The organism is Mycobacterium gordonae, assembly GCF_002101675.1.
GTDB lineage: Bacteria > Actinomycetota > Actinomycetes > Mycobacteriales > Mycobacteriaceae > Mycobacterium > Mycobacterium gordonae.
Window position 1 is genome coordinate 1 of record NZ_LQOY01000077.1, and the last position, 13546, is coordinate 13546.

Annotated in this window: 15 protein-coding genes; 4 read left to right on the plus strand and 11 right to left on the minus strand. The window is 69.1% G+C overall.

Annotation, left to right across the window (positions count from 1 at the left end; translation table 11 throughout):
- From AWC08_RS12175 to AWC08_RS12185, 3 genes are all read right to left on the minus strand, one after another.
- Positions 1 to 1165: PE family protein (locus tag AWC08_RS12175; RefSeq protein ID WP_142283541.1), on the minus strand; the 1165-nt coding region annotated here is incomplete at its 3' end.
- A 145-nt stretch (positions 1166 to 1310) separates the two neighbouring features.
- Positions 1311 to 3146 carry a PE family protein gene (locus tag AWC08_RS12180; RefSeq protein WP_069434128.1) on the minus strand — a complete coding sequence of 612 codons (1836 nt, stop codon included), beginning with the start codon at positions 3144 to 3146 and terminating at the stop codon, positions 1311 to 1313.
- A gap of 173 nt (positions 3147 to 3319) precedes the next feature.
- On the minus strand, positions 3320 to 4186 hold the full coding sequence (locus AWC08_RS12185; RefSeq protein WP_167544957.1) for an aldo/keto reductase: 867 nt from the start codon (positions 4184 to 4186) through the stop codon (positions 3320 to 3322).
- A 361-nt stretch (positions 4187 to 4547) separates the two neighbouring features.
- On the opposite strand from AWC08_RS12185, the gene AWC08_RS12190 reads away from it, so the two are divergent.
- Positions 4548 to 5051 carry a DUF1990 family protein gene (locus AWC08_RS12190; RefSeq protein ID WP_065131968.1) on the plus strand — a complete coding sequence of 168 codons (504 nt, stop codon included), beginning with the start codon at positions 4548 to 4550 and terminating at the stop codon, positions 5049 to 5051.
- Between the two features lie 9 nt (positions 5052 to 5060).
- Here AWC08_RS12190 and AWC08_RS12195 read toward each other — a convergent pair whose 3' ends face one another.
- Positions 5061 to 5504, minus strand: a complete 444-nt coding sequence (locus AWC08_RS12195) for an Rv2617c family stress response/phage resistance protein (RefSeq protein WP_069434140.1) — start codon at positions 5502 to 5504, stop codon at positions 5061 to 5063.
- 91 nt (positions 5505 to 5595) lie between these two features.
- On the opposite strand from AWC08_RS12195, the gene AWC08_RS12200 reads away from it, so the two are divergent.
- Positions 5596 to 6288, plus strand: a complete 693-nt coding sequence (locus AWC08_RS12200) for a helix-turn-helix transcriptional regulator (RefSeq protein WP_065131950.1) — start codon at positions 5596 to 5598, stop codon at positions 6286 to 6288.
- A 34-nt stretch (positions 6289 to 6322) separates the two neighbouring features.
- On the opposite strand, the gene AWC08_RS12205 is transcribed toward AWC08_RS12200, so the two are convergent.
- The 4 genes from AWC08_RS12205 to AWC08_RS12220 are packed head-to-tail and all read right to left on the minus strand — an operon-like array spanning position 6323 to position 8684.
- Positions 6323 to 7243 (minus strand): NAD(P)H-dependent flavin oxidoreductase, encoded by a 921-nt coding sequence (locus AWC08_RS12205; protein WP_264075431.1) that lies wholly within the window; start codon positions 7241 to 7243, stop codon positions 6323 to 6325.
- Positions 7240 to 7587, minus strand: coding sequence for a cupin domain-containing protein (locus AWC08_RS12210; protein ID WP_069434129.1), 348 nt, complete (start codon positions 7585 to 7587; stop codon positions 7240 to 7242). Before AWC08_RS12210 ends, AWC08_RS12205 begins: the two co-directional genes overlap by 4 nt.
- 12 nt (positions 7588 to 7599) lie before the next feature.
- Positions 7600 to 8025, minus strand: coding sequence for a hypothetical protein (locus AWC08_RS12215; protein WP_069434130.1), 426 nt, complete (start codon positions 8023 to 8025; stop codon positions 7600 to 7602).
- Complete coding sequence (locus tag AWC08_RS12220) at positions 8022 to 8684, minus strand: helix-turn-helix transcriptional regulator (RefSeq protein WP_065131953.1); 663 nt, start codon at positions 8682 to 8684, stop codon at positions 8022 to 8024. Before AWC08_RS12220 ends, AWC08_RS12215 begins: the two co-directional genes overlap by 4 nt.
- Positions 8685 to 8818: 134 nt before the next feature.
- Between AWC08_RS12220 and AWC08_RS12225 the strand changes: the two genes are divergently transcribed.
- Positions 8819 to 9619, plus strand: coding sequence for a class I SAM-dependent methyltransferase (locus AWC08_RS12225; RefSeq protein ID WP_069434131.1), 801 nt, complete (start codon positions 8819 to 8821; stop codon positions 9617 to 9619).
- On the opposite strand, the gene AWC08_RS12230 is transcribed toward AWC08_RS12225, so the two are convergent.
- Genes AWC08_RS12230 through pcaH form a run of 3 tightly spaced genes read right to left on the minus strand, consistent with a single transcriptional unit; the run spans position 9616 to position 12130 of the window.
- Positions 9616 to 10833, minus strand: a complete 1218-nt coding sequence (locus AWC08_RS12230) for a lyase family protein (RefSeq protein ID WP_069434132.1) — start codon at positions 10831 to 10833, stop codon at positions 9616 to 9618. The two genes, AWC08_RS12225 and AWC08_RS12230, sit on opposite strands and share 4 nt — an antisense overlap.
- Complete coding sequence (gene pcaG, locus AWC08_RS12235; RefSeq protein WP_069434133.1) at positions 10830 to 11399, minus strand: protocatechuate 3,4-dioxygenase subunit alpha; 570 nt, start codon at positions 11397 to 11399, stop codon at positions 10830 to 10832. The genes AWC08_RS12230 and pcaG overlap by 4 nt, the downstream gene beginning before the upstream one ends.
- Positions 11396 to 12130, minus strand: a complete 735-nt coding sequence (gene pcaH, locus AWC08_RS12240; RefSeq protein WP_069434134.1) for a protocatechuate 3,4-dioxygenase subunit beta — start codon at positions 12128 to 12130, stop codon at positions 11396 to 11398. The genes pcaG and pcaH overlap by 4 nt, the downstream gene beginning before the upstream one ends.
- A 209-nt stretch (positions 12131 to 12339) precedes the next feature.
- On the opposite strand from pcaH, the gene AWC08_RS39025 reads away from it, so the two are divergent.
- Positions 12340 to 13546: PE family protein (locus tag AWC08_RS39025; RefSeq protein ID WP_142283542.1), on the plus strand; the 1207-nt coding region annotated here is incomplete at its 3' end.

Below are 13546 nucleotides of genomic sequence, written 5' to 3' on the forward strand. Positions count from 1 at the left end.
CCGCTTCATCGAGGCGGTGCGCCGGTTGCAGGATCACCCCCGCGCCGCCCGACGCGCCGGTTCCACCGTCTCCTCCGTTACCGCCGTAACCGGCCTGGCTGCTCGATCCGACAGCCGTCGCGGCACCACCATTACCGCCAGTTCCCCCCGTGCCGCCCAATGCTTGAGCGACGGCGCCGTTCCCGCCGCTACCGCCGACAGCAGCACCGCCCCCTGCGTACGCAGAGCCGCCTTCACCACCGGCGCCTCCATTACCGCCGGCGCCACCGATGCCACCGTTGCCGCCGGCTGCAAAGCTCAGTGTCGAATTGGCGATGCCACCCTTGCCTCCGGTGCCACCCGTGGCGCCGAGACCGCCGTCGCCGCCGGTCCCCCCTGCGGTCGCGTACGCGCCACCTGATACTGAGTCGTTCGTGCCGGAGACTCCGGTGGCGCCTTGACCGCTGATCACAGGGTTCACCCCGTTGGCCCCCGCCAGGCCGGTGCCGCCCTGCCCGCCGGCACCACCGTCGCCGAACAGCAGCGCGTTGCCGCCGTGCCCGCCCAGTCCTGGATTACCGCCGTTGATGCCCGCGAGCGCAGTCCCGCCCTGCCCGCCGGCGCCGCCGTTGCCGAACAGCCAGCCGCCGCTGCCGCCTTTACCGCCGGCCGCGCCTGCCCCGCCTTGACCCCCGACACCACCACTTCCGAATAGGCCCGCCGCACCGCCGTTGCCACCCACCTGTCCGGGCAGCCCGTCACCGCCGCGTCCGCCGTTGCCGAACAACAATCCGCCGGCGCCGCCGTTACGGCCCGGGGCGCCGTTGGCCCCGTCACCGATTAGTGGGCGGCCCAGCAGCGCCTGGGTGGGTGCATTGACCACGCCGAGTAGGAGTTGGTCGACGCTGGTGGACTCGGCAGCGGAATACGCCAAGGCACCGGCACCGAGCGCCTGCACGAACTGAGCATGAAACGCCGCCCCCTGCGCGCTGACGGCCTGATAGGCCTGCGCGTGCCCGCCGAATACCGTCGCGATCGCCGTCGAGACCTCGTCGGCCGCAGCCGCCAGCACCTCGGCCGTCGGGGCGAAGGCCGATGCGTTGGCCGCCGCGAGCGCGGCGCGGATATTTGCCAGATCCCTTGCCGCGCTAGTCAACAACTGTGGGTTAGCGATCACAAAAGACATCCAGCCTCCCAGACACGGCCCGATCCCGAATTCAGGCAGCCGTATTGTGCGCTGCCCGGCCGCGTTTTTTCAGCGTTTTGCGGGAAGCTGGTACGGACCGCTCGAGTCGGTCGGCCGATCCGCGACCGGAAACAAAGCGGCCACGCTAACCGGGTTGTCCCGAAGCCCCCTGGACGCCGGACAGCCCGTCGTCGCCGTCGAACCCGTTGGTCGAATTGCCGATACCGCCCTTGCCGCCGGCGCCGAATGCACCGCCGCTGCCGCCGGCCCCACCGGCGCCGCCCGCACCGGCAGTGCCGTTCACTCCGGCGTCGCCGAACAGCAATCCTGCGTCGCCACCGAATCCGCCGGTGCCGCTGCCACCTCCAGCGCCCCCCGTCCCGCCAATTCCGCCATCACCGCCGTCGCCGCCGGTACCACCCGTGCCGCTGACGGTGCTCAAGCCTGCGCCACCGATGCCGCCGTCACCACCTGCGCCCCCAAGGCCGCCCACGCCGCCGGCCCCACCCAGGCCGGCAATACCGCCGTTGCCGCCGTCGCCGCCCAACAAGCCGCCGCGGCCCCCGTTGCCGCCGTCGCCGCCCGCTCCGCCGGCGCCGCCGGTACCTCCGGCGCCGGCGTCCGCGCCGATTCCTCCCGAGCCGCCGAAGGCCACGTCATTAGCTGCCGCGGCCAGGCCCCCTTCACCGCCGCGACCGCCAAGACCGCCAGTTGCGCCCTGACCGCCGACGCCACCGGTGCCGCCGACGCCTCCGGCGCCGCCGTTACCGAACAGCAGACCCGCGTTGCCGCCGTTCCCTCCCGCGGCACCCCTGCCTCCAGTACCGCCGGAAGTGCCGGCCGCACCGTTGCCGCCATCTCCGCCAGCACCGCCGGCGGCGAAACCACCGACATCGCTCAGACCGGCACCCCCCTCACCGCCGCTAACACCCGAGCCGCCGGGAGCGGCGGCATTGTTGCCGAACCCGCCGTTACCTCCTGACGCGAAACCATCCGAGGCGGACGCGGGGCCGCCTATCCCGCCCGTGCCCCCGTTGCCTCCTTCGCCCCCGGTACCGCCGGGCCCGCCGACGCTGTTTCCAACGCCATTGGAGAGAGTCGCCGCGCCCCCGCTACCCCCGGTCCCGCCGGTAGCGGCGACGCCGGCGTCACCGCCGGTGCCGCCGGGACCGGCAGTCACATTGCCGTTGACCCCGTCCACGATGTCGTTGGTTCCCGGGGTGCCCGTAGCGCCGGTCCCACTTATGACCGGATTCACGCCGTCCAGTCCGGTCAGGCCGGTACCGCCCTGCCCCCCAGCTCCACCGTTACCGAACAGCAGGGCGCTACCACCATTGCCGCCGAGGCCCGGGTTGCCGCCGTTGATATTGGCGAGGCCCGATCCACCTTGGCCGCCCGCGCCGCCATTGCCGAACAGCCAGCCACCGGAGCCCCCGTTGCCGCCCCGCGCGCCGGCGCCGCCGATACCGCCGACGCCGCCGGTGCCGATCAGCCCGGCGGCACCGCCATTGCCGCCGGCCTGGCCGGGCGAACCGTCACCACCACGTCCACCGTTGCCGAACAGCAGACCACCGGCGCCGCCGTCCTGTCCCGGGCCCCCGTTGACACCGTCGCCGATCAGCGGACGGCCCAGCAGCGTCTGGGTCGGCGCATTCACCAAACCGCGGACCTGCTGCTCCAGCATCTGCAACGGCGACGCATTAGCGGCTTCGGCGCCCGCATACGATATGGCGCCGGCGTTCAATATTCGGACGAATTCAGCATGGTAGGCGGCAGCCCGGGCACAAACCGCCTGGTAGGCCTCGGCGTGCCCTCCGAATAAGTCGGCGATGGCCGCCGAAATTTCGTCGGCGCCAGCTGCCAATAACTTCGTTGTCGGCGCTGCCACCGCAGAGTTGGCCTCAGCGAGCGCGGAACCGATCTCCGCGAGATCTGCTGTGGCAGTGCTCAATATCTCCGGCGTGATAACGACAAACGACATCGCGGCCTCCCGGTTGCGCCTCGTTCCCGATTCGGGCAGAAGTTATTGTGCGCAATAGAACGGCCATTTGTTTCCGTTTTTACCAAAGTGCTTTAAAGCATTTATACATTCCAGAATGGTGTTCGAAATTCAACCAATTACTAGAATTTAATTCGGTAGGCCGATGCCTGCAGTCAGGCCGTTTGTTGCGCGGCACCGGCCGCCGATAATGCCTCGAATTCTTCGTCGGTCAGGGTGATGCCGGCGGCGGCGACGTTTTCTTCCAGATGCGCCACTCGTGAGGTGCCCGGGATCGGCAGCATCACCGGCGACCGCTTGAGCAGCCAGGCCAGCGCCAGCTGCGAGGGCGTCGCACCATGTGCGGCGGCGATCTTCTGCAGCGGACCGTCCGGCGCGGCTAGCGGGCCCGACGCCAACGGGAACCACGGGATGAAGCCGATGCCCTGGGTGGTCGCCGCGTCCAATAGCGGCTCGGCCTTGCGGGAGGTCAGGTTGTACATGTTCTGCACCGACACGATCGGCGCAATCTCACGCGCGGCGTTGAGTTGATCGACGTCGATCTCCGACAGACCGATGTGGCGGATCTTGCCTTCGCCCTGCAGCGTGACCAATTCGCCGAGTTGATCGGCCAGCGGAAAGTCGGGGTCGATGCGGTGCAATTGGTAGAGGTCGATGGTCTCGACACCGAGACGCCGCAGGCTCATCTCGCATTCCTGGCGCAGATAACTCGGATTGCCAAGGGGGATCCACACATTGGGGCCGGTGCGCAGCAGGCCGGCTTTGGTGGCGATCACCAGCCCGCTGTAGGGGTGCAGCGCCTCGTGAATGATCTCCTCGGAGACGTAGGGACCGTACGAGTCCGCAGTGTCGATGAAGTTGACGCCGAGCTCGACCGCGCGCCGCAGTACTCGCACGCACTCGTCGCGGTCGGCGGGAGGGCCCCACACGCCTGCACCGGTCAGGCGCATCGCGCCGAAGCCGAGCCGATTGACCGTCAGGTCACTACCGAGTGTGAACTTCTCCGATACGTGTGCAGCCACCCTTCCGAACGTACGCGCGTCCGCAATGCTCAGCCGACCACCGGAGCGACGAACCGGCGCACGATGGCCTCTTCCCCACCCGGTCTGATGCCGATCGCCGGACAGCCAATCCACGCGACCGATACGAACGACTCGGACCTCGGCGTCAGCCCCATAATTCAGCCCCTACGCAATCGCCTGGCGAAGCGCTGGATGACCGTTGGCCCGCGCCCGCAGACCGGTCAACGATCAGCGTCCGACACCACCCGCTTTCGCCGAAGCCGTGCGCCGACCCGGGAATAGCGAATCCACAACAGGATTCGGCAACTCCGGCAATCCGGACTTCGCCACCATGATCGGCGCCTGTGGCAAGCTGGGCCAGGTGGACCTGCGCACGCTCGCCCAGCAGCAGCTGACCTATCAGGAAGTAGGCGCGACCGCCGCCGATCAACTCCCGCCGGGGTATGACCACATGAGCGTCTCGGCTCAGATCGGCACCGGGCGGGACCGCTTCGAAAAGGCCGCCAAAGCAGTCATGCACTGGGGCATGCAACGCGGCGCCGGGTTGCGGGTGACGGCTAGCACCGACACCGTCGGCGTCTCTACGGTGGTGGTCGTCAAGATGCTGGGGGTGCTGCGCGCCCCGTGCCGGGTGGTGTACGTGGTCGAGGAGCCCGACGTTCGTGGCTTCGCCTACGGCACGCTACCGGGCCACCCGGCGTCCGGCGAAGAGCGCTTCGCCGTTCGTTACGACCCCAACACCGACGCGGTTTATGCCGAGGTGTCGGCCTTCTCCCGACCGGCGACCTGGTATAGCAAACTCGGCAGGCCGTTCGTCGCGGTGGCGCAGCGGGTGATCGCCAAGCGCTATCTGCGCGGGGTGTAACGCGCTCGATCAGTGCCGCCCGATAGTGCCGCCATGCACACCCTGTGCTAACCGGCCGAGCGCGACAGCGCCAACCAGCAAACCGAAGTCCCGCAACGCGACGTCGTAGAAACCGGGTCCGGTGACCAGGTTGAGAATGATGCCGGCCAGCCAGGCCGCGACCACCCAGGCACCGACTCGCGGCATCACCGCGACGAGCACGCCGGCCAGGATCTCGATCGCTCCCACCAGGTACATGCACTGATCAGCGGTTCCCGGGACCATGTCGTTGATCCAACTTGCCAGATACATGCTCCAGTGATGGGGATGAGTCAGCAGGTTGAAGAACTTGTCCAGCCCGAAAACTATCGGCGCGACGGCGAACACCGTGCGAAGGAGCAGGTAAGCCGAGTACGCGGGGTCCCGCAACCGTGCTCCCAGACCGCCGGTCGCAGTGACTGATGGACCACTCATGGTGTCTCCCATCTCTAACAGACAATAACTTAAAAGTTAGAATGGGTACACTGTAGCGTCAAGTCTTTTGTCTGTTAGAAATGGGCACTACGTGGACGATGCGGACTCGCTCGAGCGCGCTGCAGCGGGCATCGGCGCACTGGCCGACCCGGTGCGCTACCAGCTCTACCAATTCGTGTGCGCGCAGGCCGGCCCAGTGAGCCGCGACCAGGCGGCCGATGCTGTGGAGATACCGCATCACCAGGCAAAATTTCACCTCGACCGGCTCACGGCCGAGGGCCTGCTGGAAACCGAATACGCGCGGGTCACGGGTCGATCCGGCCCCGGCGCCGGGCGGACCTCAAAGCTCTACCGCAGGGCGGGCCGCGATATCGCGGTGAGCCTTCCCCAGCGCGAATACGAGTTGGCCGGCCGGCTGATGGCCGCGGCCATCGCGCGGTCGGCCGACAGCGGCGAACCCGTCGTCGAAGTTCTGAACGCACTTGCCTACGACTACGGGCGGACGATCGGCCTTGCCCCGACCCGCCCGTCGGACGCCGCGGCGGCACTCGAGGTGATGTTGACCCTGCTCCGCCAGCACGGATACGAGCCCCGCCGCACGCAGGGCGAGGTGGAGATGGCCAACTGCCCGTTCCACGCGCTGGCTCGCGAACAGACGGCCCTGGCCTGCAACATGAACCACGCGTTGATCACCGGCGTATCCGACGCGTTGGCGCCGCACGGCCCGGACACTCAGCTGCGGCCCGGACCGCCCCGGTGTTGCGTCGTCCTCACGAACGTTTGACGAAGCGTGTCAACGCGACGGTGCCGGAAAAGTATCAGGACCAGCGCGCCAGCAAACTCTGCGCTCCCACACTCAAGGCCTCGATGACGTCGGCCACCGTGGCGTCGTCGCGAATCATCCCGACCCCCTGGCCGGCGTCGACCGGCGCCAACGGCCCGGCCCCCGCCGCCGGGTCGGTGGCAAGCTCCTCCTCGCGACCGGTCCAGCGCGTGACAAACTCGTCGGTCAGCACCCGCGACGGGAATCTCTGCGGCCACGGAAGTCCCGCGGCGACGTCGAATACGCGGGTGACCCGGGTGTCGGTCGCCGCCGCCGCGATCAGGGCCTGACGGCTCGCGCCGCCGGTCAGCGCCTCCGGGCAGGCCGCCAACCGGGTACCCACCCACGCCCCGCTGGCCCCGGCGGCCAGGACGGCGGCCAGACTTCGGGGTGAGGCAACGCCGCCACCGGCCAGCACCGGAACGGACACCGCGTCGAGCACCTCGTCCAGCAACGGCAGGGTTGCCAGCCGGACCTCGCCGTGCCCGCCGCCTTCGGCTCCCCGCGCGACCAGGACGTCGACGCCGGCTCCCGCCGCGCGGCGGGCTCCTTCGGCATCGTAAACCTGTGTGGCGGTTGCGATTCCGGCGTCGTGCGCGGCGGTGACCCAGGACCAGTCGGTACCGAAGCTGACCGACAGCAGCGCCGGACCGGCGGCCAGCGCATCCTCGAACAGCCCACTCTGCGCGCGCATCACCCAATCCACCAATCCGATGCCGAACCGCCCCCGCACGTAACGCAATTCGGCTGCCAGCGACACGCGGGTCGCGGCGCTGCCCATGCCAACCATTCCCAGCCCGCCGGCCGCGGTCACAGCCGCCGCCAGCCGGCCTCCCGCGACCCCTCCCATCGGCGCGTTGACGATCGGCACCCGCAAGCCGAAGTCTCGCGACCAGGGCGTGGCCAGTGCGGTCAATGCGAAGCGCCGGGCTGGGACTTCAGCACGGTCAGCATCACCACCGAGTCCTGCACCGCGAGCAGGGCGTGCCGCACCCGTGGGATGACCACGTAATCGCCGGTCTTCCCCTCCCAGGCATCGTCGCCGGCGGTGAGACGGACATGACCCTCGAGCACCTGCAAGGTCGCCTCACCGGGGCTGTCGTGTTCGGACAGCTCGTGCTCGGCCAGCAGGGCGAGCACGGTCTGGCGCAGTTCGTGGGTGTGGCCACCGTGGATGGTGTGGGCCGCCCGGCCGCTGTGGGTCTTGCGGGCCTCGGCCAGCTTCTCGGATGCCAGCTCGTTCAGCGAAATGGATTCCATGGCCCTCACCTTTCAGTTGTTCAGTAGCAGTATCCCCGCCACCAGCAGGGCCACAACCTTGACCACCTCTAAGCCGACATAGGCGTAGTGGGCCCGCGAGCGCGGTGCATCCAATCCGGCCAGCACCTCATCGGATCGCCGGGTCAGGCGGGGCCGCACCGCGATGAGCTGAACGGCCAGGGTGATCGCGGCGACCGAGAACGCCACGAGGATGCGCTGCGGAGTCGGGCCAGCCACCAACAACGCCCCGATGACCAAGGCGAACGCGACTTCCACGGTGTTCAGCGCACGGAAGACCAGACGGCCGATGCCCAGGCCGATCTGCAGCGTCACGTTGGGCGCCCGAAACTTCAGCGGCGCTTCCAGGAACGAGATCGCCAGCACCATGCCGAGCCAGACGAACGTGGTGGCCACCTCCGTGGCGCGTCCCGCGTTCACTGTCGCGCTCCCGCCGGCACCAGGTGGGCCAGGCACAGGTCCGGTTCGACGAACGCTTCCAGCCGCTCGACGGTGACCGGCGCCGCCCAGGTTTCCAGAGCGCCGCGCATCAGCCCGAGGTGGACGGGGCAGATGACGCTCGATTGCCGCTCGGCGAGTTCGAGGAACGGGCAGTGTCGCAGTCCGAGCTGCTGCCCTCCGCCGGCGGCACGGAGTTCGGGTTCGAAGCCCAGATCGTCGAGAACGCCCATCAGGTGGGCGATGGACTTCTCAGCGTCGGGGTCCGGCCCGGGTGGTCCGAGCCGCTCACCCCACGCCCGGCCGGTGGCCACGGCCCGGGCATCCGAATCAGGTTCGGCCGCAAGGCCGATGGCGAGGATCTCGGCCAGCAGCCGGTACTGCCGCATGCCTTCGCGGTCCATCTGCTGCACGGCCCGGAACATCAGCGGCGGGCGTCCGGGGCCGCGCCGGGTCGGCCGCACGTGCTCCACCCGGCCCTCACCGACCAGGGTGTCCAGGTGGAAACGCACCGTGTTGGGATGCACATGCAGCTTCCCGGCGATCTCGACGATGCTCAGTGGCACCTGGGACGAGCGCAGAATCCGTAACACCGCGCGACGGCGACCGGTCGACTCCGGCCCCGGATCAGGATCTGCCATAGCGAGTCACTCACCCTTTCCCAGCGCGTGGGGCGTGGACTAGCAAGTTTACACAAGTAGAATTGTACAAATCGGGGAGTGTTTTCAGCCGCTACGCCGGCTGCGCTACCTTACAGTGCAGCACACCCACCACTATGACCGCCGAAAAAGAACCGCTTCCCCTGTCCGGCCGGGACGATGCCCACGTTCCTGGCCACTGGCTGCTGGCCAGGCTGGGCAAGCGGGTGCTGCGACCCGGTGGCGTCGAGTTGACCCGCACCCTGCTGGCTCGCGCCGAGGTGACCAACGCCGACGTGCTCGAGCTGGCTCCGGGGCTGGGCCGGACCGCGACGGAGATCATCGCCCGGGGTCCCCGGTCCTATGTTGGCGCGGAGGCAGACCCGGACGCGGCCAATCGAGTACGCCGTGTCGTCGCCGGCCACGGCGACGTCAAGGTCACCGATGCGGCCGACACGGGCCTGCCTGAGGCCAGTGCCGACGTGGTGATCGGCGAGGCGATGCTGACCATGCAAAGCGATGCGGCCAAGCACGCCATCGTCGCCGAGGCGGCACGGGTGCTGCGCCCGCGGGGCCGCTACGCGATCCACGAGCTGGCCCTCACGCCGGACGACTTACCGGAGGAGATCGGCACCGAGGTGCGGCAGTCGCTGGCCCGGGCGATCAAGGTCAATGCGCGTCCCCTGACGGTCGCGGAGTGGTCGGAGCTGCTGGCCGGTCACGGGCTGGTGGTGCAGCACGTCGCAACGGCCCCGATGGCACTGTTGGCGCCGCGACGGCTGATCGCCGACGAAGGACTCTGGGGCACAATGAAATTTGCCAAGAATGTGCTCACCCAACACGACGCCCGCAAGCGCGTGCTGGCGATGCGGGGCACCTTCCGCAAACACCGCGAGCGGTTGGCCGCGGTGGTCATCGTCGCGCAGAAGCCCGGCTAATCCGCGACTGTGCCGCGGGCTCGCTGCAGGCTCTCGTTGATCAACCTGTCGGCAGCGCCGAAGTACGTCGGTGACGGCTTTGCCCCGGTCAGCTCGGCGATGGCCCGCTGCTCACCGAGAGTGTCTGTCATACGCAGGTTTTCAGCCATTCGCCGGGTGTCCACCCGCAACCCGGTCAGCAACTCACCGCATTGTGAACCCGCCACCAGAGTCCGTCGGGCCAAGGTGCGCAGGGTGTCGCCCTCGACATGCCAGGCCCCGTCGGGGCGCTCATCGTTGGCCAGCGCGGCGCCCTGATGCAACGTGGCGGCCAACGGCGGTGCCGCTATCCCGGCACGCCGGATCAGGATAGACAACACCGGATTCCGCTTGTGCGGCATCGACGATGAGCCCCCGCGTCCCGCGCGGGCGGGTTCACTCAACTCACCGATCTCCGGGCGGGTCAGCGTGACGATGTCCGAGGCGATCCGGGCCCAGGCGTCGGTGCACGCCACCAGCGCATCGGCTGCGGCCGTGATCGGTCCGCGTGCGGTATGCCAGGGCGTTCGATAGTCGAGTCCCAAAGTCGTTGCCGCAGTGCGTGCGACCCGTTCGGCGAGCGCGGCCGCATCGTCGGTGCCGGTGCGCGCGGTGGCCAATTCCACGGTGGCCGACCATGTTCCGACCGCACCGCCGAACTGAGCCGGAGTGGACAGGGCGGCGAGCCGGTCGTGGGCGTCGAGAACGCCATTGAGCCAGCCGGCTACCTTGGCGCCGAATGTCATGGGTGCGGCGTGCTGGGTCAGGGTGCGGGCCACCATGGGTGTGCGGCGGTGCATGCCGGCCAGGGCGGACAGCGTCTCGATCTGCGTTGCCAACTGGGCACCCAATTGCACGATGACGCCGCGCAGCGCCAGCATCAGGGCGGTGTCGACGACGTCCTGGCTGGTCAGTCCCTGGTGGATCCACGGCCCGAGCGCCGGCGTCGCGCGGTGGCGCAGCAGGGCCACCACCCCGACCACCGGATTGCCGCCGTCCTCGGCGGTGACGGCGAGGTGCTCGCGGTCCTGCTCCGCCACCAGATGCCGCAGATCGGCCCCCGCCACGGGGGCCAGTCCGGCAGCACCCAGAGCATTCAGCCATGCCGACTCCACCGCCACCATGGCCTGCAAGAGCGCCTGATCGGTCATGTGTTCGCCGGCGCGTTCGTCACCGGGCCACAGCAGGTTGGTCATGCCCGATCACCCCGGTAGGCCAGGAACACCGTTTCGCCGGGACCTTGCAGACGCACATCGAAACGGTATCGCGCTCGGCCCGAACCGGTTTCGGCGAGACAGCACATGGTCCTGCGCCGTCGCGGTTCGAGCCCGGCCAGCTCCGCGACGGTCTCTAGGTCGGCATCGGGCAGGTAGGCGCGCGTGAAAAGGCGATGCAGCAAGCCCCGCGCGAAAACGGCGACGACGAAATACGGCGGCGCCCCGGCGCTGGTCGGGCCGGGGGGCACCGTGGTGAAGGCGTAGCCCCCCTGCGCGTCGGTCGCCGACCTGCCCCAGCCGGTGAACGTCCAACCGTCGCGCCGCAGTGAGCCGGACGCCTGCGGGATTCGCCCGGCGTTGTCGGGTTGCCAGATCTCCACCAGCGCGTCGGGCACTCCGGCTCCGGCACCGTCGTACACCGTGCCGTGCAGCTCGACGGCGCCCGGGAATTCGTTACACACCAGTTCGCTGTCACGCGAGAACGGCAGGCCGATGCCGAAGAACGGCCCGACCGTTTGCCCTGGGGTGCACGGTGTTTGAGTCATCGGCTCAAGACGATGTCCCACCGGTAGCCGGTTGCATACTCCGGTTCGGTGACGTCGTGGTCGTAGTCGGCGACGAGCCGTTGTCGCGCAACCGGATCAAGCACCGACTGGAAGATCGGGTCCAATCCGAACAGTGGGTCGCCGGGAAAGTACATCTGGGTGACCAGGCGATCGGTGAAAGCAGTCCCGAACACTGAGAAGTGGATATGGGCCGGCCGCCACGCGTTGTGGTGGTTGCGCCACGGATACGGGCCCGGCTTGATCGTCTTGAAGCGGTAGGAACCGTCGGGCCCGGTGAGGCACCGGCCGGCGCCGGTGAAATTCGGGTCCAGCGGGGCGGGGTGTTGGTCGCCGTGGTGGCGGTAGCGGCCGCTGGCGTTGGCCTGCCAGATCTCGAGCAACTGCCCGGCGACGGGCCGCCCGTCGCCGTCCAGCAGGCGTCCGGTCACGATGATGCGCTCCCCGATCGGTTCCCCCGGGTGTCCGGCCGTCAGGTCGGCGTCAAGTGGATCGACGTCCTGATGACCGAAACACGGTGACCAGCATTCGATCTCGTCGGGATCGACGGAGACCAGGGGATGCTCCGGGTGGCGAAGGATGCTGCTGCGGTACGGCGGGTAGTCCAGGCGCGGCATGACTTCGACACCGCCGCCGCCCTGATAGTCGGTCGCGATAGCAGCGATCTCCGACGAGATCTCGCGCTGTGACGCGGCGTGCTCCCCGGCCTCCACAAGGCGTGAGGCTACTCGCTGCGGTCAGGAGTGGTGCATGCGAAGGGCACCGAATCGAATGCATCGTCCGCCCGTCAGCGACGGGTGGGAGCAGACGTGCGGATCGTGACCGCGCCGACCGGCGCACATAGGTTGAAGATTTCTTCATTATCGTATAAAACATTCAGTGACGATTGATTCGGCTCTGCGGGCGAAGAAGGTTGCAAGTGATGTCGTATCTCTTGACCACCCCGGACGTAGTTGGGGTAGCCGTCGGCGATCTGACCACGATCGCGTCATCGATCGACGCCGCACGGGCGGCGGCCGCGGGCTCCACGACCGGCATCCTGGCGGCCGGCGCTGATGAAATCTCGGCAGCGATTGCCGAGCTGTTCAGCGCACACGGCCGAACATTTCAGGCGCTGGGCCGACAGCTGTCGGCCTTCCACGACCAGTTCGTCCAAACCTTGGACGCAAGCGCGGCGGCTTACGCCACCGCCGAGGCGACCAACTCCCTCAGCTTTGCCGCGGCCGACCCCAGACTGGAACTGTTCGGCGTACTGATCGGCGGAAATGGAGCAGACGGGAGCGCGTCGAGTCCGAACGGCGGCAACGGCGGACTGCTCTGGGGTAACGGCGGAGCCGGCTACACCCAGCCGGGCTCCTCCGGACTCGAAGGCGGCAACGGCGGCAACGCCGGCTTGTTCGGCAACGGCGGGGTTGGCGGCGGTGGAGGTTACGGCGCGCCGGGCGGCCAGGGTGGCGCCGGTGGATGGCTATTCGGCAACGGCGGCGCCGGGGGCAACGGCGGCGCAGCGGTAGCCGGCTTCAACGGCGGGGCCGCAGGCAATGGCGGTGCCGGCGGCAGCGCGAACCTCGTCGGCAGTGGCGGCGCCGGAGGGCAGGGTGGTGCGGGGCTGGCCGGCACCGGGCTGACCACTCCGAACAATGGCACCGCCGGCACCGGAACCAGCGGCAACGCACAATCGGGTGGCCCAGGCAAATTCGTCGGCGGCGACGGTTCGGTCGGCCATGCTGGATCCACCGGCCAGGTGGGTGGCGCGGGCGGCACCGGCGGCAGCGCAGGATCCTCGGGAACCAGCAACAGCCTCTATGTGGCCACCGGGGGTGCCGGCGGCCAGGGCGGCATGGGCGGTGTCGGTAGTGATGCAAGCGCCGCCGGCGTCGGCGGAGCCGGCGGCCACGGTGGCGCCGGGGGCAGCGCGGGCATGCTGTTCGGCGACGGCGGAGCGGGCGGGCAAGGAGGCGCCGGCGGAACCGGTGGCGCCGGCGGCACCGGCGCGACGGGCGGCGTCGGCGGCACCGGCGGCGTCGCGAGCGTCTCCAACACCTACCCGACAAGCATCGCCGTGGCCACCGGCGGGGCCGGCGGCACCGGTGGGACGGGCGGCACCGGCGGGGTGGGCGGCACCGACC

Coding starts and splice junctions, on each gene's coding strand:
- AWC08_RS12230 (WP_069434132.1), bottom strand. CDS start 10,833: ATGACCAACCTGCTGTGGCCCGGTGACGAACGCGCCGGCGAACACATG.
- pcaG (WP_069434133.1), bottom strand. CDS start 11,399: ATGACTCAAACACCGTGCACCCCAGGGCAAACGGTCGGGCCGTTCTTC.
- AWC08_RS12210 (WP_069434129.1), bottom strand. CDS start 7,587: ATGGAATCCATTTCGCTGAACGAGCTGGCATCCGAGAAGCTGGCCGAG.
- AWC08_RS12195 (WP_069434140.1), bottom strand. CDS start 5,504: ATGAGTGGTCCATCAGTCACTGCGACCGGCGGTCTGGGAGCACGGTTG.
- AWC08_RS12180 (WP_069434128.1), bottom strand. CDS start 3,146: ATGTCGTTTGTCGTTATCACGCCGGAGATATTGAGCACTGCCACAGCA.
- AWC08_RS12225 (WP_069434131.1), top strand. CDS start 8,819: ATGACCGCCGAAAAAGAACCGCTTCCCCTGTCCGGCCGGGACGATGCC.
- AWC08_RS12220 (WP_065131953.1), bottom strand. CDS start 8,684: ATGGCAGATCCTGATCCGGGGCCGGAGTCGACCGGTCGCCGTCGCGCG.